This window comes from Pseudacidovorax sp. 1753 (genome assembly GCF_040544975.1).
Taxonomy (GTDB): Bacteria; Pseudomonadota; Gammaproteobacteria; order Burkholderiales; family Burkholderiaceae_C; genus Xenophilus.
The window spans coordinates 1-18,757 of the sequence record NZ_JBEPKY010000038.1; the positions used below are offsets into that span (position 1 = coordinate 1).

General features: G+C 72.6%; 18 protein-coding genes. 11 read left to right on the forward strand and 7 right to left on the reverse strand.

What is annotated here, in order from left to right:
- Positions 1-142: 142 nt before the first annotated feature.
- Positions 143-619, reverse strand: a complete 477-nt coding sequence (locus tag ABIC63_RS29000; RefSeq protein ID WP_354322332.1) for a nucleoside deaminase — start codon at positions 617-619, stop codon at positions 143-145.
- A gap of 69 nt (positions 620-688) precedes the next feature.
- Here ABIC63_RS29000 and ABIC63_RS29005 point away from each other — a divergent pair, with 69 nt between their 5' ends.
- The 7 genes from ABIC63_RS29005 (at position 689) to pbpC (ending at position 8,317) form a co-directional block, all read left to right on the forward strand.
- Positions 689-2,197, forward strand: coding sequence for an amidohydrolase family protein (locus ABIC63_RS29005; RefSeq protein ID WP_354322333.1), 1,509 nt, complete (start codon positions 689-691; stop codon positions 2,195-2,197).
- On the forward strand, positions 2,194-3,117 hold the full coding sequence (locus tag ABIC63_RS29010; protein ID WP_354322334.1) for a polysaccharide deacetylase family protein: 924 nt from the start codon (positions 2,194-2,196) through the stop codon (positions 3,115-3,117). Before ABIC63_RS29005 ends, ABIC63_RS29010 begins: the two co-directional genes overlap by 4 nt.
- Positions 3,114-3,863 carry an aspartate/glutamate racemase family protein gene (locus ABIC63_RS29015; RefSeq protein WP_354322335.1) on the forward strand — a complete coding sequence of 250 codons (750 nt, stop codon included), beginning with the start codon at positions 3,114-3,116 and terminating at the stop codon, positions 3,861-3,863. Before ABIC63_RS29010 ends, ABIC63_RS29015 begins: the two co-directional genes overlap by 4 nt.
- A 71-nt stretch (positions 3,864-3,934) precedes the next feature.
- Complete coding sequence (locus ABIC63_RS29020; RefSeq protein WP_354322336.1) at positions 3,935-5,389, forward strand: amidase; 1,455 nt, start codon at positions 3,935-3,937, stop codon at positions 5,387-5,389.
- 60 nt (positions 5,390-5,449) lie between these two features.
- Positions 5,450-5,695: a type II toxin-antitoxin system VapB family antitoxin gene (vapB, locus tag ABIC63_RS29025; protein ID WP_294369139.1), complete on the forward strand. Its 246-nt coding sequence runs from the start codon at positions 5,450-5,452 to the stop codon at positions 5,693-5,695.
- A 7-nt stretch (positions 5,696-5,702) separates the two neighbouring features.
- Positions 5,703-6,107, forward strand: a complete 405-nt coding sequence (locus tag ABIC63_RS29030; RefSeq protein ID WP_354322337.1) for a type II toxin-antitoxin system VapC family toxin — start codon at positions 5,703-5,705, stop codon at positions 6,105-6,107.
- Positions 6,104-8,317 carry a penicillin-binding protein 1C gene (pbpC, locus tag ABIC63_RS29035; protein ID WP_354322338.1) on the forward strand — a complete coding sequence of 738 codons (2,214 nt, stop codon included), beginning with the start codon at positions 6,104-6,106 and terminating at the stop codon, positions 8,315-8,317. The genes ABIC63_RS29030 and pbpC overlap by 4 nt, the downstream gene beginning before the upstream one ends.
- A gap of 40 nt (positions 8,318-8,357) precedes the next feature.
- Here pbpC and ABIC63_RS29040 read toward each other — a convergent pair whose 3' ends face one another.
- Entirely contained in the window at positions 8,358-9,725 is a 1,368-nt protein-coding gene (locus tag ABIC63_RS29040) for an ATP-binding protein (RefSeq protein ID WP_354322339.1), read from the reverse strand.
- Positions 9,722-10,450 carry an osmolarity response regulator transcription factor OmpR gene (ompR, locus tag ABIC63_RS29045; RefSeq protein ID WP_354322340.1) on the reverse strand — a complete coding sequence of 243 codons (729 nt, stop codon included), beginning with the start codon at positions 10,448-10,450 and terminating at the stop codon, positions 9,722-9,724. Before ompR ends, ABIC63_RS29040 begins: the two co-directional genes overlap by 4 nt.
- Positions 10,451-10,700: 250 nt before the next feature.
- Here ompR and ABIC63_RS29050 point away from each other — a divergent pair, with 250 nt between their 5' ends.
- The 4 genes from ABIC63_RS29050 to ABIC63_RS29065 are packed head-to-tail and all read left to right on the forward strand — an operon-like array spanning position 10,701 to position 13,290.
- Positions 10,701-11,246 (forward strand): hypothetical protein, encoded by a 546-nt coding sequence (locus ABIC63_RS29050; protein ID WP_354322341.1) that lies wholly within the window; start codon positions 10,701-10,703, stop codon positions 11,244-11,246.
- Between the two features lie 25 nt (positions 11,247-11,271).
- Complete coding sequence (locus tag ABIC63_RS29055) at positions 11,272-11,583, forward strand: EF-hand domain-containing protein (RefSeq protein WP_294369151.1); 312 nt, start codon at positions 11,272-11,274, stop codon at positions 11,581-11,583.
- Between the two features lie 16 nt (positions 11,584-11,599).
- Positions 11,600-12,460 carry a sterol desaturase family protein gene (locus ABIC63_RS29060; protein WP_354322342.1) on the forward strand — a complete coding sequence of 287 codons (861 nt, stop codon included), beginning with the start codon at positions 11,600-11,602 and terminating at the stop codon, positions 12,458-12,460.
- Positions 12,457-13,290, forward strand: coding sequence for an alpha/beta hydrolase (locus ABIC63_RS29065; RefSeq protein WP_354322343.1), 834 nt, complete (start codon positions 12,457-12,459; stop codon positions 13,288-13,290). Before ABIC63_RS29060 ends, ABIC63_RS29065 begins: the two co-directional genes overlap by 4 nt.
- A gap of 99 nt (positions 13,291-13,389) precedes the next feature.
- On the opposite strand, the gene ABIC63_RS29070 is transcribed toward ABIC63_RS29065, so the two are convergent.
- From ABIC63_RS29070 to cls, 4 genes are all read right to left on the reverse strand, one after another.
- A complete protein-coding gene (locus ABIC63_RS29070; RefSeq protein WP_294369158.1) occupies positions 13,390-14,499 on the reverse strand; it encodes a GGDEF domain-containing protein in 1,110 nt (369 codons plus the stop codon).
- Between the two features lie 53 nt (positions 14,500-14,552).
- On the reverse strand, positions 14,553-15,605 hold the full coding sequence (locus ABIC63_RS29075) for a GGDEF domain-containing protein (protein ID WP_354322344.1): 1,053 nt from the start codon (positions 15,603-15,605) through the stop codon (positions 14,553-14,555).
- Positions 15,606-15,735: 130 nt separating this feature from the next.
- Positions 15,736-17,181, reverse strand: a complete 1,446-nt coding sequence (gene sbcB / locus ABIC63_RS29080) for an exodeoxyribonuclease I (protein ID WP_354322345.1) — start codon at positions 17,179-17,181, stop codon at positions 15,736-15,738.
- A 43-nt stretch (positions 17,182-17,224) separates the two neighbouring features.
- The gene (gene cls / locus ABIC63_RS29085; RefSeq protein ID WP_354322346.1) at positions 17,225-18,676 is read right to left on the reverse strand and encodes a cardiolipin synthase; all 1,452 of its coding nucleotides are present in this window, start codon (positions 18,674-18,676) and stop codon (positions 17,225-17,227) included.
- Positions 18,677-18,757 lie beyond the last annotated feature (81 nt).

Genomic DNA, 18,757 nt, shown 5'->3' on the forward strand with positions numbered 1-18,757 from the left:
TATCTGGACCGATGGCTGTGCCTACGACCCCGCCGTCCATTCCAGCGCTTGTCGCATCGAAATTTCTCAAGAGGGTTGACACCGGATGTCTCATGCGCGAAGCGGGACCCCCATCCCATCGGCGCGTGGAGCGCCGCGTCGATCAGGGTGCCGGCGCCACCCGGTCGCCGCCCCAGCGCAGGCGCAGGGCGAGGTAGTCGTCTTCCAGCACGCCGTCGCGCAGTTCCAGCGGGTAGTCGGTGAGATGGCAGAAGCGCTCGATGCTGTAGTCGCCCAGGTCCACGCGCCGCAGTCGCGCATGGCGCAGCGCCAGCACCAGCGTCTGCACGCCGGCGATGCGCAGCGCACCCGCGCACATGGGGCACGGCTCCATCGTGCAGTAGAGCGTGGCGCCCTGGGCCGCCTGCGGGCCGTGCGCGCGGAAGGCCGACTGCAGCGCGTCGGTCTCGGCATGCGCCATCGGGTCGCCGCGCGTGTTCTGCCGGTTCTGCCCATAGGCCAGCACGCGCCCCTGCTTGATCAGCACGGCACCCGTCGGCCAGTCGCCCCGGGCATGGGCGTCCAGCGCCTCCGCCAGGGCGGCGCGCATCCAGTGGACATCGGCTGCTTCCTGGGTCATTGGCGAACTCGGCATGGTGACTGCAGGCATTTTCATTACTCCCCTTTCCCTTGATGGAGACACGCACGCATGAGCAAGAAGCGAACCCTGCTGCGCGGCGCCCAGGCCTTGCTGGGCGAGCAGCACCAGCATGAACCGCGCCCGCTGGAAGTGCTGGTCGAGGACGGCCGCATCGCCGCCATCGAGCCAGCCGGCACGCTGGGCGGTGCCGACCGCGTGGTCGACCTGTCGCGGCACCTGCTGGCCCCCGGCCTGGTCAACGGCCACCAGCATTCGCACGAGCACTTCCAGCGCGGCCGCACCGAGAACCTGCCGCTGGAACTCTGGATGCACCTGGTGCGCACGCGCATGCCGGTGCCGCTCACGCCGCGCCAGGCCTACCTGCGCACCATGATCGGCGCCATCGAGTCGCTGCGCACCGGCTGCACCACGCTGGTGGACGACATGGCCCTGGGCGCGGCCATCGACCGCCCCCGCATCGAGGCCTGCCTGCAGGCCTACGACGATGCCGGCATCCGCGCGCTGGTGGGCTTCGCGATGATGGACAAGCCCATCGTCGACAACTTTCCCTTCCTGGCGCAGCACATGCCGCCCGCGCTGGCCGAGGAGATGCGCGCCGGCCGGCGCCCCGATCCGCAGGACTGCCTGGCCCTGGTGCGCGAACTGGCCGCGAGCCGCCATCCGCACAGCCGGCGCGTCGGTGTGCTGGTCTCGGCGTCGGCACCGCAGCGCTGCACCGAGCCCTTCCTGATGCAGGTGCGCGCCCTGGCCGACGAGCTGGCACTGCCGGTCATCACCCATGTGCAGGAGACGCGGCTTCAGGTGGTCACCGGCCAGCTGTTCTACGGTTGCCCCATGGTCGAGTACCTGGACCGCATCGGCTTCCTCAAGCCGGCCACCAGCCTGATCCATGCCGTGTGGCTCAACCCGCGCGAGATCGAGGCGCTGGCCCGCACCGGCGCCACGGCCCAGCACAACCCCTGGAGCAACCTGCTGCTGGGCTCGGGCATCCAGCCGGTGCGCGAGCTGCTCGACGCGGGCGTGAACGTGAGCCTGGGCTCGGACGGCTCCTGCTCCACAGTCACCGTGAACATGCTCAACGTGCTGGGCAGCGCCGCGGCGCTCTCCAAGATCCGCGGTGACGACCATGCCCGCTGGCTCAGCGCGCAGGAAGCGCTGCATGCCGGCACCGTGGCGGGCGCACGCGCCCTGGGCTTCGGCGACCAGTTGGGCAGCCTGCGCGTGGGCGCCATGGCCGACCTGGTCGCCTATCGCACCGACACCGTCACCTTCACGCCGATGAGCGACCCGGTGCGCCAGCTCGTCTATGCCGAACGCGGCGCGGGGCTGGACTTCTCGATGGTCGATGGCGAGATCGCCATCCAAGACGGCCGGCTGGTGCGCGTGGACGAAGCCGCGCTGCTGGCCGAGATCCAGCACGAATTCGCCGAGTTGATGCCGCAGTACGCCCGCGCCGAAGCCGACATGGCACCAGTGCTGGCGGCCATGGAACGCATCCACCGCGAGGGGCTGGCCACGCCCATCGCGCCCGACACCTTTGCTGCACGCCTGCCATGAGCCCTTCACTGCCTCCCCGCGACTTCGCCGGCTACGGTGACGACGCGCCCGCCATGCGCTGGCCCGGCGGCGCCGGGCTGGCCGTCTCCTTCGTGCTCAACATCGAGGAAGGCGCGGAGTTCGCGCTGTCGGCGGGCGACGAACGCAACGAAGGCTGCCACGAGGTCAACAACGAGATCCGCGGCGTGCCCGACCTGTGCATGGAAAGCCACTTCGAATACGGCAGCCGCGTGGGCTACCGGCGCATCGTGCGGCTGCTGGCCGAGGCGGGCGTGCCGCTCACGCTCAACTGCTGCGCCCGCGCGCTGGAGGCCACGCCCTGGATCGCCGAGGACGCCATGCGCCGCGGCTTCGAGCTGTGCTGCCACGGCTGGCGCTGGGAATCGCATGCCCACCTGGCCGAGGACGAGGAGCGCGCGCGCATCGCCCGCACGGTGGCCACCATCACGCAGCTGACGGGCCGCGCGCCGGTGGGCTGGCACACCAAGTCCTCGCCCTCGCTGAACACGCGCCGACTGCTGGTCGAGCACGGCGGCTTTCTCTACGACAGCGACGCCTACAACGACGACCTGCCCTACTACCGTGAGGTGGCCGGCCGGCCGCACCTGGTGCTGCCCTATGCCTTCGACACCAACGACATGCGCTTCTTCGACAGCCATGCCTTCGTGGCCGGCGAGGACTTCGCGCGCTATGCCATCGACGCCTTCGAATGGCTGCGGGCCGAATCGCGCGAGGCACCGCGCATGATGTCCATCGGCCTGCACACCCGCATCATCGGCCGGCCGGGGCGCATCGGCGGTTTGAAAGCGCTGGTCGAGCACATCCGCGGCGCCTCGGGCGTGTGGCTCGCCACGCGCGAGCAGATCGCCCGCCACTGGCTGGCCGAGGTGCCGCCGCCCGCTGCAAAGGACGCTGCATGAAGCTGCTGCTGATCAACCCCAACCGCACCCAGGCCGTGACCGACGCGGTGCTGGCGGCCGCGCGCACGGCGGCCCGTCCGGGCACCGAGCTGCTGGCCGTCACCGGCCGGCAGGGCCCGGCCATCATCGCCTCGCGCGCCGAGAACGCCCTGGCCCAGCAGGAAGTGCTGGAGCTGGCCGCCCAGCATGCGGCGGAGGTGGACGCCATCGTGCTCGGCGTCTCGCTCGACAGCGCGCTGTGGGCCTGCCGCGAGCTCTTCGATGTGCCCGTCGTCGGCATGACCGAGGCCGGCCTGCTGATGGGCGCCACGCTGGCCGGCCGCATCGGCGTGCTGACCTATGGCGCGCGCATGGCGCCGCTGTACCGCGAGCTGGTCGAGCAGCACAGCATGGCCGCGCGCCTGGCCGGCATCGAGACGCTGGAGGTGACACCGCAGCAGACCTTCGAGGCGCCGCTGCGCGTGCAGGAGGCCGTGCTCGCCGGCATCGAACAGCTGGTGCAGCGCGACGGCGCCGAGGCCGTGCTGCTGGCCGGCGCGGCCATGGCCTCGATGGCGCCGGTGCTGCAGCCGCGCGCCAGCGTGCCGCTGCTCGACGGCGTGGCCTGCGCCGTCGCCCTGGCCCAGGCCCGCGTGGACCTGGCGCTGCCCGCCGCCCGTGCCGGCAGCCTGGCGCCGCTGCGCGGGCGGGACGTGACGGGCGTGACGCCGGCGCTGGCGGCGAGCTTCCGGGGCACAGCGGCATGAGCGCCGGCCCTGCCACTGCGCAAGGCGCGCCTGCCGCAGGCTCCGTCGAAGCACAAGGTCGTCCAACGGACGTGAACCGCCTCGCCGCCTCCTCCGTTCGCCCTGAGCCCGTCGAAGGGCAGGAGGGCGCACCCGCGTCGATCCCGCCGCTGCACGACATGGACGCCCGCGAACTGGCCGCCCGCGTCGCACGCCGCGAACTGACGGCCACCGACGTCGCCCGCCATTTCATCGCCCGCGTCGAGGCGCTCAACCCCGCCCTCAACGCCATCGTCCAGTTCGATCCGGCGCGCGTTCTCGCCGAGGCCGAGGCGGTGGACCGGCGCCTGGCCGCGGGCGAGCCGCTGCCGCTGGCCGGCGTGCCCTTCACCGTCAAGGACAACCTCTGGGTCGAGGGCTACCGCATCGCCCAGGGCTCGCGCCTGTTCGAGGACTTCGTCGCCCCGCGCGATGCCTGGGCCGTGGCCCGCCTGCGGGCGCTGGGCGGCGTGGTGCTGGGCATCACCAACTGCTCCGAATTCGCTTGCAAGGGGGTGACGAGCAACCTGCTCTACGGCGCGACGCGCCATCCGCTCGACCCATCGCTCACGCCCGGCGGCTCCTCCGGCGGCGCCGTGTCGGCGCTGGCCAGCGGTTTGGGCCTGCTCGCGCTGGCCACCGATGCCGGCGGCTCCACGCGCCGGCCGGCCGCGCACTGCGGGCTGGTGGGGCTCAAGCCCAGTCCCGGGCTCATCCCGCATCCGTGGGGCTTTGCCGAGCCGAACTATGGCCTGTCGGTCATCGGCGTGCTGGCGCGTGGCGTGGCCGACTGCGCCTGGGCCTTCGACCTGCTCGCGGCCTATGACGCGGGCGATCCGGCGGGCGTGCCGATCCCGAGCGGCCTCACGCAGCCGGCGCCCGGGGCGCCGCAGCGCGACCTGCGCATCGCCTGGAGCCCACGCCTGGGCTGCGACTTCGCCATCGACGACGACGTGCTGGCCCAACTGCAGGCACGCATCGACGCCCTGCGCGCCGCCGGCTGGCAGATCGCCGACGCCGATCCACCCTGGCCGCCCGAGGCGCGCGAGTACCCGCTGATCGCCCTCCAGCATGCGGGCCTGCATGCACTCCACGGCGAGCAGTGGGCCGCCGACCCGTCCCGCATCGATCCGGTGCTGGGCGGGCAGATCGAGACCGGTGCCCGCATCGCGCCCGCCGATGTCGCACGCGCCCTGCGCCTGCGCGAACGCATCGCGCACGCGCTGGCGGGCTTCTTCGAGCACTACGACCTGCTGCTGTGCCCCACCGCCCCGGTCACCGCCTGGCCGCTGGAACAGCTGGGCCCACCCGTCATCGGCGGCCAGCCCGCCGGCCCGCGCGGCCATGCGGCCTTCACGCCACTCTTCAACTACTGCGGCGTGCCGGCCTGCTCCGTCCCCGCCGGCACCGTCCGCGACCTGCCGGTCGGCCTGCAGGTGGTGGCGCCACGCTACGAGGATGCGCGGGTGCTGGGCTTCGCCGCGGTGGTGGAGACGACGACCGACTGAAGTCTTGCGGCTCCGTGCGATGTATATACTGTATATACATCAACCATCCGGAGGCGGGCCATGCAGACGCGCATCTTCAAGAGCGGCAATTCGCTGGCTGTTCGCATTCCGCGCGAGTTGGCCTTTGCCGACGACGTGCAGGAGGTGGAGATCGAGCGCGTGGGCGATGCCCTGATGCTGCGCCCTGTCCAGCAGGCCACCCTGGCGGACCTGGGCGACGTGCTGGCCCAGTTCAGCCCCGGCTACATGGCGGGGGGCCGAGAAGAAGCCCCCGAGCAGGACCGGCCGTGGGGCGGGAAGGGGTGAGCGGCCCATGCGCTACATGCTCGACACCAACATCTGCATCTACCTCATCAAGGGCCAGCCCGCGGAGGTGCTGCGGCGCATGCGGACCCAGCGGGTGGGCGACGTCGTGATGTCCGCCATCACCTTCGCCGAACTGCGCGCGGGCCTGGAGATGCAGCCGGCCCTGCGCACCCATGACGAGCGGGTGCTGGGCCTGCTGACCGAACGCATTCCCGTGCTGCCCTTCGAAGACCGCGCCGCGACGTCCTACGGCGAGCTGCGTGCCGCCGTGCCGGAGCGCCGACGCAACGTGCTGGATCGCCTGATCGCCGCCCATGCGCGAAGCCTGGGCCTGACGCTGGTGACCAACAACGAGGCCGACTTCATGGGCTATCCGGGCCTGGCGGTCGAGAACTGGACCCTTGCGCCATGAAGTCGGTGAAGCCAGGCAGTGCCCGACGTCGCACAGGCCTTCTGGTGCTTGTGCTGACCCTGCTGCCGGCCGCCGCCCTCGCCCTGCCCCGCTTCGACGACGTCCGCCGCGACTTCCGGCCCTCCGACGTGCAGGTGCTGGACCAGGGCGGCACGCTGGTGCAACGGGTGCGCACCGATGCCACCGTGCGGCGCGGCCAGTGGATCAGCCTGGCGGACATCTCGCCCGCGCTGCGCCATGCGCTGATCTACAGCGAGGACCAGCGCTTCTACGAACACAGCGGCGTCGACTGGCGTGCCGTCTCGGCCGCCGCCTGGGGCAACCTCTGGAACACGCGCACCCGTGGCGCCTCCACGCTGACCATGCAGCTGGCCGGCCTGCTGGATGAGGACTTGCGCCGCGGTGCCAGCGGCCGCAGCCTGGGCCAGAAGGTGGAGCAGGTCTTCGGCGCCGCCCAGTTGGAGCGTGATTGGCGCAAGGACCAGATCCTGGAGGCCTACCTCAACCTTGTGCCCTTCCGCGGCGAGCTGGTGGGCATCGACGCCCTCTCGCGCACGCTCTTCGCCAAGGCCCCGCATGGCCTGGATACGCGCGAAGGCGCCATCGCCGCGGCCCTGGTGCGCGCGCCCAATGCCTCGGCCACGCAGGTGGCGCGCCGCGCCTGCGAGGTGCTGCGCGCCATGCAACCGGCACCGGCGCCGGACTGCGAATCCCTGGCCTTCTTCACCCAGGCCGCGCTGCAGCGCCGTGCCTTCGACGCCAGCGAGGGCATCGCGCCGCACTTCGCCCGCCAGGCGCTGCGCCAGCGCAGCGGCGATGCGCCCACGCTGCGCACCACGCTTCGCGCCCCCCTGCAACGCGCTGCCGTGGAAGCGCTGGACCGCCAGATGCGCGAACTGCGCGGCCGCAACGTGCAGGACGGCGCCGCCGTGGTGCTGGACAACGCCAGCGGTGCCGTGCTCGCCTGGGTCGGCTCCTCGGGCGCGCACAGCCGCGCGGCCGAGGTCGATGCCGTGCTGGCGCCGCGCCAGCCGGGCTCCACGCTCAAGCCACTGCTCTATGCGCAGGCGATTGCCGAGCGCCGCCTCACGGCCGCCTCGCTGCTGGAGGATTCGCCCGCGCAGATCGCCACGCCGGGCGGCCTGTACATCCCGCAGAACTACGACCGGCATTTCAAGGGCCTGGTCTCGGCCCGCACCGCATTGGCCGCCTCGCTCAACGTGCCGGCGGTGCGCACGCTGGTGATGGTCTCGCCCGATGCCTTCGCGCGCCGCCTGCAGGCCACCGGCCTCGCCCTGCGCGAGAGCGGCGACTACTACGGCTACAGCCTGGCCCTGGGCAGCGCCGAGGTCAACCTGCTGGCCCTGACCAATGCCTACCGCATGCTGGCCAACGGCGGGCGCTACACGCCCACGCGCCTGCTGCCCGAGGCCGCGGCCGAGCCGCCCAGGCCGGTGCTCGATGCCGGCGCCGCCTTCATCGTGGGCGACATCCTGTCGGACCCGAACGCGCGCGTGCGCACCTTCGGGCCCGACAGCCTGCTGGCCACCCGCTTCTGGACGGCGGTAAAGACCGGCACCAGCAAGGACATGCGCGACAACTGGGCCATCGGCTGGTCGCAGCGCTACACCGTGGGCGTGTGGGTGGGCAATGCCGACGGCTCGCCGATGTGGGACGTGAGCGGCACCAGCGGCGCGGCGCCGGTCTGGGCCGAGCTGATGCGCCAGCTGCACCAGCGCGAGCCCAGCCGCGCGCCCGCGCCGCCGCCGGGCGTGGTGCAGCAGGCCGTGCGCTACGCCGCCGCGGACGGCAGCGAGCGCGGCACGCCGCTCGAAGCCGCCCGCAGCGAATGGTTCCTGGCCGGCACGCAGCAGGCGCTGTTCACGCCCTCGGCGATCCGCGCCACGGCGGGTGACGGCGCGACCGGCCGCACCGCGCGCATCACGGCGCCGGCCGATGGCACCATCCTCGCGCTGGACCCGGACATCCCGCCGCGCCACCAGCGCGTGCGTCTCGCGGCCGACGGCGCGCCGGGCGATGTGCAGTGGCGGCTGGACGGCCGCACGCTCGCGCGCGGCACGGCGGCCGACTGGCTGCCCTGGCCCGGCCGCCACCGGCTGGAACTGGCTGATGCGCGCGGGCAGGTGCTGGACAGCATCCGCATCGAGGTACGCGGCGCGGGCGTGGTGGGGGCGCCGCCGCGGCGCTGAGGGCGGGTTGCCGCGCGGATCGGCGCGTCGGCGGCAACCGTCAGGGCTCGGCCCGCGGCAGCATCACGCGTGCGCACAGCCCGCCGCGCTCTGCCGGCAGCAGCGCCAGCTCGCCACCATGCTCGCCCGCGATGCGCTCCACGATCGCCAGCCCCAGACCGGCCCCCGAGCCGCCCGAGCGCGCATCGCCCGCACGATGGAAGGGCTGGCGCAGCCAGTCGGCCTGGGCAGGATCGATGCCGGGCCCATGGTCGATCACTTCCAGCCACACCCAGGCACCTTGCGCGCAGGTGCGCAGCAGCACCGGCGGTGCGCCGTGCCGATGGGCGTTCTCCAGCAGATTCGCCAGCATGCGCCGCAGGGCAGCCGGCCGGCCGCTGACGGCCGGCAGGGAACGGGCCGGCTGCCACTGCACGGGCTGTCCGTGGTCGGCGAAGTCGGCGCACACGCGGGCGCACAGGGCATTCAGGTCCACCGGCTCGCGCAGGCCGGGCTCGTCGGCGGCGCGCGCGTAGTCGAGGAACTGGCCCACGATGCCGTCCATCTCCTCCACGCTGCGCACCATGCTGGCACGGGTGGCGGGGTCGGCTGCGTCGCCGACGATCTCCACGGCCAGGCGCAGCTTGGTCAGGGGCGTGCGCAGGTCATGGGAGATACCCGCCAGCATCAGCGCCCGCTCGCGCTCCTGGCGGGCCAGGCTGTCGGCCATGCGGTTGAAGCTGCGGCTGACGGTGGCGATCTCGCTGGGCCCGTCCTCCGGCAGCGGCGGCGGCCTGCGGCCGGCGCCCAGGCTGCCCGCTGCCTGCGCCAGGCGGAACAGCGGCCGATCGAGCCGACGCTGCAGCCACAGCGCACCCGCCAGCGCCAGCAGGCCGCTGCCCGCGCTCACGGCCAGCCAGGCCCCGGTGAACTCCCGCGCGGGCAGCACGCCGGGCAGCACCAGCCAGTGGGCATCGCCGTCCAGCGCCACCCGCAGGGCCAGGCCACCGTCGCCTGCGCGGCGCCACAGGGCCTGCATGCCGGCCTCGCCCAAGCGCTGCGACACCCGGCGGATGAAGCGCCGTTCCAGGGCCGTGAGCCGCGGGGACGCGTCCGCGTCGCTGGCCACGTTTCCGCCATCCGGACGGCGGTTGAAGGCCGTCACGAATGCCGCGCGCTGGGCGGGCGGCAGGCTGGCCAGCCCGGCGCGCACGGCCAGCAGGTTGGTGGCCACGCCATCGGCCGCCTGGGCGAGCCGCGGCTTGAGCACCATCTCGCGCAGAAGCAGCGCGCTGCCGATCTGGCCGATCAGGATCAGCAGCACGATCAGCAAGGCATGGCGCCCGAGCAGGCTGCGGGGCCAGCGCGCGATGGCGGCCCGGGCACCGACCGCGCCTGCCTCGGTGTCGCCCGCGGTGCGAGCGCTCATCGGGCCTCCCCATCCGGCACGAAGACGTAGCCCACGCCCCACACGGTCTGGATGAAGCGCGGCTGCGCCGGGTCGGCCTCGATCAGCTTGCGCAGCCGCATCACCTGCACGTCGATGCTGCGGTCGGTGGCCTCGTGCTCGCGGCCGCGCGCCAGCTCGATGAGGCGGTCGCGGCCGAGCGGGCGTCCCGGGTGGCGGCAGAAGGCGGCCAGCAGCGTGAACTCGCCCGTGGTCATCGGCAGATCCTGGCCCGCGCGGCTGAGGCGGCGGCGGCCGAGGTCGAGCACGAAGTCGGCCCCGAAGCGCAACTCGCCCTCGTCGGGTGCCGGGCCGGTGTGCGCGCCCAGCATGCGCTGGCGCCGCACCATGGCCTGGATGCGGGCCAGCAGTTCGCGCGGGTTGAAGGGCTTGGGCAGGTAGTCGTCGGCGCCCATCTCCAGGCCGACGATGCGGTCGACCGGATCACCCCGCGCCGTGAGCATCAGGATGGGGATGGTCTCGCCCTGCGCACGCAGGCGGCGGCAGACGGACAGGCCGTCCTCGCCCGGCATCATGACGTCGAGCACCAGCACGTCGAAGCGCTCGCGCGCGAGCAGGCGGTCCAGGGCGGCCGCGCCTTCGACGGTGCGCACGGCGTAGCCCTGGTCGCCCAGGTAGCGCTGCAGCAGCGCACGCAGGTCGGCCTCGTCGTCGGCCACCAGGATGCGGGCAAGCGGCTCGGTCATGAGACGGCGACCGGCGCAGGGCGCGCCGCGACGCGGGACGGCGGCAGGGCAGGAAGCAGCGGGCACGGCAACAGGGACATGGCGGCATCGTAGACAGCGCTGGCGTCCCGGCGGCCCCCCGAAATCATGACAAACGATGACAGGCCGGGACGCCCGTCATGGCTGGTCATGAGCGGGGGCTGCGCCGTGACGAGTGCGTGACAACCCGGCCCGACAGTGGCGGCATCCACTCACCGAAAGGATGCCTGCCATGAACACCGTCCGGCCCCATCGGCCGCACACCCCGACGCTCGCGGCCCTGCTGGTCGCATCCAGCCTGCTGGCGGCGGTCCCCGCGGCCCATGCCGAGGGCCGCCGCGTCCTGCGGCCCAACGCCGCGGGCGGCACCACGGCCACCCGGCTCGCGGGCCGCCAGGGTCCGGAGGGCGGCCGCTTCGGCGCTGCACGCGGCGTGGCGACCGATGGCCAGGGCAACGTGGTGGCCGGCAGCGCCAGCCGCCTGCATGGGCCCGCCGGCGGCCTGGCCCAGCGGGCTGGCAGGACGCAGGTGCATGCCGACGGCTCCGCCCAGCATCAGGGCACGCTGTCGGCCAGCAACGCCCGAGGCAGCCTGCAGTCCACCGGCAATGCCACCCGCAGCGCCGACGGCACCGTGGAGGCCAGCCGCAGCAGCAGCGCCACCCAGGCCACCACCGGCAACAGCGTGCAGCGCAGCACCCAGTACAGCAGCAGCACCGGGCTCACGCACAGCGCCACCTGCTTCGACGCCAGCGGTGCCACCATCGCCTGCCGCTGAGGCCGGCCACGCCGAAGGAGATCCCATGACCCCTCAGAATTCCCGCCGCCTCGCCACCGCCCTGGCCTGCCTGGTCGTGGGCGCCGCACACGCCCAGAGCGCGCTGCCCGACGCCTCGCGCCGAGAAGCCCTGCGCAGCGAGTTGACGCAGCGCTTCACCGCCGCCGACACCAACGGCGACGGACGCCTGAGCCGCGACGAGGCCAAGGCCGGCATGCCGCGCGTCTACCGCGCCTTCGACGCCATCGACCGCACGCATGCCGGCAGCATCACCCTCGCGCAGATCGAGGCCCACCTGGCCAGCCAGCGCGGCAAGCGCGGCGCGGGCGCCCCCTGAAGCCGTCGCACGCACCATGCAGGCCGACCTACTTCGCCACGCCCTGGGCCCGGAGGCCCTGCCCTGGCTGCTGGCCCTGCTGGGCCTGGTGCTCGTCGCGGCCACGGCCGAAGGGCTGGTACAGACCTTCGTGCGCCGCCAGCCCTACGACTGGCGGGCCTACGCGGCGTCGCTGGCCGACACGGCAGGCCGCCGGGCCGTGGATGCGCTCGGCCTGTCCATCGCCGCGCCGCTGCTGGCGCTGGCCTGGACGCACCGGCTGACCACGCTGCCGCTCTCAACCCCCACGGCCTTTGCGCTGCTCTTCCTGGGGCAGGAGCTGTGCTACTACGCCTATCACCGCGCCGCCCATCGCGTGCGCTGGTTCTGGGCCACGCATGCGGTGCACCATTCGCCCAACGAGTTGACGCTGGCTGCGGCGCTGCGCCTGGGATGGACGGGCAAGCTCACCGGCACGGCGCTGTTCTTCACCCCGCTGGTGTGGCTGGGCTTCTCGCCCACGGCGGTGATGGGGACGCTGGCCGCCAACCTGCTCTACCAGTTCTGGCTGCACGCGCCCTGGCTGCCGCGCCTGGGGCCGCTGGAATGGGTGCTGAACACGCCCACCCATCACAAGGTGCACCACGCCTCCAACCCGGAATACCTGGACTGCAACTACGGCGGCGTGCTGATCGTCTTCGACCGGCTGTTCGGCACCTTCGTCGACCTGCGCGCAGACCTGCCGCCCCGCTACGGCCTGACCACGCCGCTGCACACCCACAATCCGCTGCGCATCGCCTTCCACGAATGGGCGCGGCTGGCGCAGGACCTGCGCCAGGCCCGCGGCCTGAAGCGGCGGCTGCGCATCCTCTTCGGCCCGCCTGGAGCCCAGCCATGACCCCGATCCGACACTGGCTGCCCGCCGTCGCCCTGCTGCTGACCGCCGCCCTGGCCCATGCCGCCCCCGACCGGCAGCTGGCCTACGGCCCCGATCCCGCCCAGCGGCTGGACGTCTACCTGCCCGCGCAGCCGCACGGTGCCCCGATCCTGGTGATGGTGCATGGCGGTGCCTGGATGTTCGGCCGGCCCGATGCGCCGAACGTGGTGGACGCCAAGGTGGCCCACTGGGTGCGCGAGCGCGGCTTCGTCTTCGTCTCGGTGGGCTACCGGCTGGTGCCGCAGGTGGATGTGCGCGCACAGGCCCATGACGTGGCCCATGCGCTCGCCGAAGTGCAGCGGCTGGCGCCGGGCTGGCACGCGGACGCGGACCGGCTGGTGCTGATGGGCCACTCGGCCGGTGCCCACCTCGTGGCGCTGCTGAGCGCCGACCCATCACTCGCAACCGCGCAGCGCGCCCGCCGCTGGCGCGGCACGGTGGTGCTCGACAGTGCGGCCCTGGACACCGAAGGGCTGATGCAACGCCGGCATCTGCGCTTCTACGACCGGGCCTTCGGCGCCGACCCGGCCCTCTGGCGCGCCGTGTCGCCCACGGCACGTCTGGCCCCTGGCAGCCTGCCGATGCTGCTGGTGTGCGCCAGCGAACGTCGCGACGACTCGTGCGGCCAGAGCGCCCGGTTCGCCTCCCTGGTGCGCACAGGAGGTGGCCAAGCCACTGTGCTGCCCCAGCCGCTGTCGCACGGCGAGATCAATGCGCAGCTCGGAACGCCGGGCGACTACACGCAGGCGGTCGACCGGTTCATCGAAGGATTGGCCGCCCCGGTGCGCTGAGCCCACCGTTGACCGGCGCCGGCGCGGAGTCGGCAGGAGAGGCACCGGGCCGGGGGCTGAAGCGGCGGCGCTGCCCTATCCCGGTGGCTGCGGCGCCGTTCAGGGGCGCCGCATGGCGCGCCAGGGCCGCCAGGTCCGCCGTTCGGGCGCGGCAGGGATCAACGGCATCCGGCCGGAAGGCGGCGCCACCGCCAGCGTGTCCTTGCCCCGCGCCTTGGCCTGGTAGAGCGCCTCGTCGGCCAGGGCCAATGCGCGGTGCAAGGGCACATCCGGCTCGACGGTGGCCACGCCGGCGCTCACCGACAGGCGCAGCCCGCCCACGCGCAAGTGATGCACTGCCGACACGCAGGCCGCTGCCACGTCGGCCGGCGATGCCGAGGCGTCCTCGATCCAGATGCAGAACTCCTCGCCACCCAGGCGGGCGCACAGGTGCGGCGCGCTGGCGCGACGCAGCGCCTGCGCCACCGCGCGCAATGCCCGGTCGCCACCCTCGTGGCCCAGGCGCTCGTTGATGCGCTTGAAGTCGTCCACGTCCAGCAGCACGACGTTGAACGCGCCCGCCGGCATGGCGGCCAGCGCCGCCTGGGTCCGCTCGAGGAAGGCGCGCCGGTTGGGCAGGCCGGTGAGCGCGTCCTCATAGGCCAGCGCCGCCAGCCGCAGTTGCAGCACATGGCCGCTGCGCCGCTCGCGCGACAGCGCCAGGTGGGCCAGCAGGCACAGCGCCAGAGCGCCCGCCGCGAAGAAGGCCAGCACCGGCCGCTGGGCCGGCGCGACGCTGCGCATCAGTGCGCCATCGACGAAGACCAGGCCCACCGCCCCGATGCCGGCCAGGAAGTCGCGCAGCCGCACATGGCACAGCGCCAGGCACATGCCGAAGAGCATCAGCAGCGGCAGCGTCCAGAAGGCCTGGGCCGCACTGCCTTCCAGGTTCAACCGGAAGGCGATGGCCAACGACACCGTGACCATCAGCCCACCCAGGCTCAGCAGCCAGGCCGGCCGGGGCCGCAGCGACAGCAGCATGCCCAGGCCCGCCGCGGCGGTGCAGAGGAGCTCGGCGGACAGATGCGCGCCGCCCCCCGGCACGGAGACCATCAGCGTCATCAGCCAGATCAGCACGCCCGTCGCCTCGCAGGCCAGGGCGAGCGAACGCACCTCCTGGCGCAGCGCGCGCCGCAGCGCCTGGGCCTGCGCGGCGGGAACCGAAGGCACCAACCAACGCCAGAGGCGGCGCGCCCGCCGGTACAGCAGCATCCGCAGCGGCATCACCCCGCCGCCTCGGGCGCCAAAACCACGCGGTTCTTGCCCGTCCGCTTGGCATCGCCCAGGGCCGTGTCGGCACGGCGCATGGCCTGCTCGAGGGCCTCGCCGGGCTGCACAAGCGCCGCGCCGGCGCTCAACGTGAGGCCCACCCCCTGGGCCGACACGCGCCGCGCCGCCTCCAGCACACCGCCGGCAAAGGCCAGCAGCGCCGCTGGCGAGGCCGCGGGCACCAGCACGCAGAACTCCTCGCCGCCGGTGCGGCCCGCGAGCGCCTCGCCGGGCAGGCGTTGCAGCAGCCGGCCCACGGCATGCAGGAGTCGGTCACCCACCTCGTGGCCATGGCGGTCGTTGATGCGCTTGAAGTCGTCCACGTCGAGCGCGATGAGGCCCTGCGGCCCGGACGCCTGTAGCTTCTCCATGGCCACCTCCAGGAACCCGCGGCGATTGGCCACGCCGGTCAGGGCGTCCTGGTAGGCCAGGACGGCCAGCGAGGCGGCGGCCGCCACGCGCCGGCGCCGCGCCAGCGCCACGCCCCGGTGGAGCAGCAGCGCCAACGTGAAGCCGCCCACCACCAGTACCCCACGCAGTGCCTGGCCCGCGGGCCACGGGGCGAAGGCCGCGCCCGGCAGCAGCACCAGCCAGACCGTCAGGCTGCACAGCACATAGCTGCGCAGGCGGACCTGCACCAGGCCCAGCACCAGCGACAGCATCAGGCACAGCGGAAGCACCCAGAGTTCGCCGCCGCCCAGCACGTCGAGCTGGAAGCGGCAGCCGGCGGCCATCGCCACGGTCATCAGGCCCACGCCACTGTCATGTCCGGCGGCGTCGCGCGCGCCCATGCACAGCGCCAGCCCCACCGCCTGCACGAAGGTCCAGCAGAACAGGGGCAGCGCCAAGGCAGACAGCACAGGCCAGGAGACCCAGAGCGACACGAGCCAGGCGAAAGCGGCGGCACAGGCCAGCACGCGGGCCGGCTTGCGCAGATGCAGCACGACGTCGTCGTCCAGGCGGCGCGCCTTTTGCGCGGCCGCGCTGGCCTGGCGGCGTGCAGCCAAGGCGTGCGCCAGCGAGCGCTCCCCCCGGGAATGTGAACCATTGATTGTCAAAACTTTGTTTCCAGCATGGCCGGACGCAAGTTAGACAGGAACGGGGGCGCGCTGTGTCAGCCAGCTTCCCCAGGGTGTTTCATCCTTGGGGAACAACCGCCTCGGCGTAGTCGTAGAGCTCGCCCAGCAGCGCCTCTGCACGCTCGTCGGCGTTCTCGGCGAGCGCGTCGATCTCAGCGAAATAGCGGTCCACGTTCAACCAGCCGTCCTCGCCCTCCACCAGGCGCGCGGTGCGCAGCGCCTCCCACTGGGCGGCTTCTTCCAGGCTCAACGTGGCCGGGAAGTTGCGCGCCCGGTAGCGCAGCACGAGCTCGGCCAGCCGCGCATCGTCGAAACCAGCGCGCGCCAGGGCCAACTCCTGGGGCGGCAGCGCGCGCAACTGGTTGAGGCGCCGGCGGTCGGCCGGGCCGATGAAGCCGCCATACAGGTCTTCATCCACATCCAGCGCCGGGCCGCGAGGCCGATCGAAGAGCTCGCGCCAGCGCTCGCTCAGATCAGGCAGGCCGGCGGCGGTGACGGCATGGCGCTCGGCCTGCGCCAGGTCGATCCCCCACCGGCCGGCGGCCATCTCCACCATCCTGGGATTGCCCACCACCATGGGCGACTTGTTGAGGTGGATCGACTTGATGGGCAGCCGCGCCACGCCCTCAGGAAGATCGGCGCTGCGGGTGAACAGGCGCAGCCGCATCGTCTCCAGGTCCAGATCGGCCAGTTCGGCCGGGTCGTGCGACAGGTCCCAGGCCAGCAGTTCGTTGCGGTTGGTGGGATGGCTGGCCAGCGGCCACATCAGGGCCAGACAGCCGCGCTCGGTGCCGAACATGCCGGAGACATGCACGAAGGGCCGCGCGGTCTGCGGCGAGGCGGGCAGGCCCAACTCCTGCGCCACGCGCTCCTTGCGCCGCAACGCGAGCGCGAAGTCGAAGAGGCGCGGCCGCTTCTGTCGGATCAGCCGCGCCATGGCGATGGTGGCGCGCACGTCCGACAGCGCATCGTGCGCCGCCTCATGCACCAGGCCGTTGGCGCGGGTCAGGTCCTCCAGCTTGAAGCTGGGCTTGCCGTCGGGATGCTTCGGCCATTCGATGCCCTCGGGGCGCAGGGCGTAGGTCAGACGCACCACGTCCAACAGGTCCCAGCGGCCGCATTCGTTCTGCCATTCGCGGGCATACGGGTCGATCAGGTTGCGCCAGAACATGAAACGCGTGACCTCGTCGTCGAAGCGGATGGTGTTGTAGCCCACGCCGATGGTGCGTGGCTGGGAGAAGGCCGCCTCGATCCGGGCGGCGAATTCGTGCTCGGGCACGCCTTCGGCCAGGCAGTGCTGGGGCGTGATGCCGGTCAGCAGGCAGGCCGTGGGGCTGGGCAGGAAGTCGGGCGCCGGCTGGCAGTACAGCATGATCGGCTCGCCCACCTCATTGAGCTCGGCGTCGGTGCGCACGGCCGCGAATTGCGAAGGCCGGTCGCGGCGCGGGTTGGCGCCGAAGGTTTCGTAGTCGTGCCAGAGGAAGGTGTGGGAAGCGTCGGCCATGGGTCGGGGTCGGAAAGCAGCCGGCCATTGTCGGCCAGCAGGTTCACAGCAAGGGCGAGAAGAGCCGCGCGACGGCCTCGCCCAGCCGCAGCCAGAAGCTGCGGTGGCGGTGCGTGCGCACGGGCGAGGCACTCTGCAGGTCGGTCTCGAACTGCGCCACGAGCGGCCCGGCCAGCGCGGGGCCATAGACCACTGCCATCACCTCGAAGTTGAGCAGGAAGCTGCGGTTGTCGAAGTTGGCCGTGCCGATCATGGCGCAGTGGTCGTCCACCACCAGCGTCTTGGAATGCAGCATGCGGGCCTTGTACTCCCACACCTTCACGCCAGCGGCGAGCAGCTCGTCGTAGTAGGAGCGGGCGGCCGCGCTCACCACCAGCGAATCGCTACGCCGCGGCACCAGCACCCGCACGTCCACGCCGCGCAGGGCGGCGTTGGTCAGCGCCATCAGCGCCGGCTCGCTGGGCACGAAGTACGGGGTCGTGAGCCAGGCCCGCTCGGTGGCGGCATGGATGGCCTCCACATGCATGCGGTGGATGGCCTCCAAGGGCGTGTCGGGGCCGCTGGTGACGATCTGCACCGCCACCGGGCCGGCCTCCACGGGCGGCATGAGCCGCGCCATCAGGCTGCCGATGCCGTGCAAGGGCTCGACGGTGGCATAGACCCAGTCCTCCAGGAAGGTGGTCTGCAGCCAGCGCACGGCGCTGCCCTCGATGCGCAGGTGGACGTCGTGGTAGGCGTCGGGGCGTGCGCGCCGGTCTTCCTCGTCCGTGATGTTCACGCCGCCGGTGAAGCCCACGACCCCATCGCAGACCACGATCTTGCGGTGGGTGCGGTAGTTGGTCACCGGCCGCAGGCGGCGGCCGATGCGCGTGTCGTGGAAGAACACGACCTGAGCGCCCGCCTCGCGCAGCGGCGCCAGGAAGCGCCGCCCCACCCGCTTGGCGCCCAGCGCGTCGATCAGCAGCCGCACCTGCACGCCGGCGCGGGCCCGCTCGATCAGCAGGTCGCGCAGCGCGGTGCCGATGCGGTCGGGCTCGAAGATGTAGTACTCGAGGTGGACGTGGTCCTGCGCGCCGCGGATGGTTTCGAAGATGGCGTCGAACGTCGCCGCGCCGCCCGAAAGCAATTGCACCGAACGGGCGCTGGACACCGGCAAGCCGCAGGCGGCCAGGCCGAGCGTGGCCAGCTGGTGCAGCGCGGGCGGCGCGTCCTCGGCCGCTTCGCGCAGTAGCGCCATGTCGGCGGGCGCCTGCGCCATCACCCGGCTGCGCAAGCGCTTGAGCCGCTGCTTGGCCAGCCGCTGCGGCCCCAGGAAGTAATAGACGAAGAAGCCCAGGTAAGGCAGCAGCGCCAGCGACAGGATCCAGCTCATCGTGGAAACCGGCGCGCGCTTCTGCATCACGATCCATACCGACAGCACGGCGATGTAGGCGCTCCAGGCGAGCGACAGGCCGGTGGTCCAGGCGGGACTGAGGTGGAACTCGGGCAGGGTCATCCAGGGGCTCGGCACGCTCCCGGCTATGCAGCGGGAAGCGGCCAAGAAAAAAGGCCGGGAGCGCGATGCTACCGGCCTTGT